Source organism: Microcoleus sp. Pol12B4 (assembly GCF_036701385.1).
Taxonomy (GTDB): Bacteria; Cyanobacteriota; Cyanobacteriia; order Cyanobacteriales; family Microcoleaceae; genus Microcoleus.
Map to the genome: position 1 here is coordinate 1 of NZ_JAUBQR010000423.1, position 1,755 is coordinate 1,755.

Genomic DNA, 1,755 nt, shown 5'->3' on the forward strand with positions numbered 1-1,755 from the left:
CAATCAAATAGTCCACCGAAGCCGAAACCGAAGTATTGCCAGTCCGATTAATCGTAACAACTCCAGAACCACCATCAATAATAGGATCGGGAGACGAACCGTAAGAGAAGAAAGTCGGAGGCACAGCATTAGAAATCCCTTGATATTCAATGTGCCGCACTAGGTAATCGGAACCATCGCTTTTGAAGGAGGTAGCGGCGTAGGCAGCGGTGGGGCTATCGTAGGCTTTGGTGGAGAACCGCAGTTCGTCAAAAGTAGCGCCGCTCAGAGAGTCTCCTACTATCTGAAATTTGAAACTGCCATCGGTGCGATCGCCAATGAAAGTCACTCCATCTGAAGACCGAGCGATCGGTTTTGGAGCGCTCGGAGCGTTGAGGCGAGTGATCGTAAATTTGGTGGCTGGTACCCGAACCCCATTATTAAAGATTTGTAGGAAAGCAACTTCATTGCCTTGATCGCCCAAATCTGGACTTGTTTTGGGGGTCAATCCAGCGAGTTCGATCGTTGTGCTAGTGATGTCTTGGTTATCTGCCCATTTCACCTTCAGTGCCTGAGATTGATTGGTGTTGGGGTTATGGTTGATTTCCGCCCGAATTTTCCTGGCGTCGGTGAACCAACCATCATAAGAGGATGGGACACCAATACCACCGGTACTGCCGTAGCTCAACCAGCTTTTAGGGTTTTCGTTGCTTGCTAAGGTGAGGTTGCTGATGACATTCGGGTTAAGGTAGTCAGTTTCCACGCCATCAAAAGCTATCCCAGACAGTTTGATGCCTTGATTTTGGGCGGCATTCGGCCATTTTGTGATCAGGTCACTAATGCTGCTGTAATTATTGGTTTGACCCAAAGAACCAGTAAGAGTTGGCGCCGGAGTCGGTGTCGGAGTTGGAGTTGGAGTCGGAGTTGGTGTGGGAGTAGGAGTTGGCACCGGGACGACACCACCTCCCAATTCAAAAGAGCCGCTGTCGACGATCGCGCCTGGAATGCTGTCGCCATCTTGAGGGCGAGTCACACCGCGCTGATCTGTAGCGGGTGCACCAGTAGCAATCCCTTTATCAATTGCCGGACTTCCTGTCAGCAGCGGCCTGACTAAAGCGCCGTTGAGGTTTTGCAAAGGGCCAAGTAACGGGTCTGCGATCGTCACACTTGCCGTCGCATTGAAATCGCTTCCGTCATTGGGGTTTTTGGCCGGCCACTGAAAATTCCCTCCTCGATCGCTATATTGGGCGGTAACGTGTTGCTGGATGCCCCAAGGGTTTCCTCCGTTAGCCGCTGTATTGTTGGAAAAAATGGTGTTTTTGAGGGTGACATTATTGGCAGCGGCGAAGATACCTCCACCAACCCAGCCGGCAGAATTATCGGCAATGGTGGTGTTGAGAATGGTTGTGGGTGCACCAAGAGTCATTGCACCGCCGAGTTTGTTGAAATCACCAGCAGCAAACGCCGTGGAGTTGCCAGAAAACGTACTGTTAGTAATCGTAGTAGGGGCATTTCGCATCCACAAGCCGCCACCTTGATTGCCGGCTTTGTTGCCCGCAAAGGTGGTGTTGGTAATGGTCAATCCCTGGTTGGTGCTGTCGCTCAAAATCGTTACCCCACCACCATTTCCAGGATTTCCACCGTTGGGTAGCGCCAGAATTTCGTTATTTTGGAAGGTGCTCTTTTCCAAAATAACCTTGTCTTGGCTGCCGGTGAACAGATAAGCTGCGCCTCCTTCACCTCGACCTTTATTGTCTTGAAATACGCTATTGGTAA

General features: G+C 50.7%; 1 protein-coding gene. It reads right to left on the reverse strand.

The annotated features are described in order from the left end of the window. Nucleotides 1-1,755: choice-of-anchor Q domain-containing protein (locus QUA38_RS28740; protein ID WP_333167888.1), on the reverse strand; the 1,755-nt coding region annotated here is incomplete at both ends.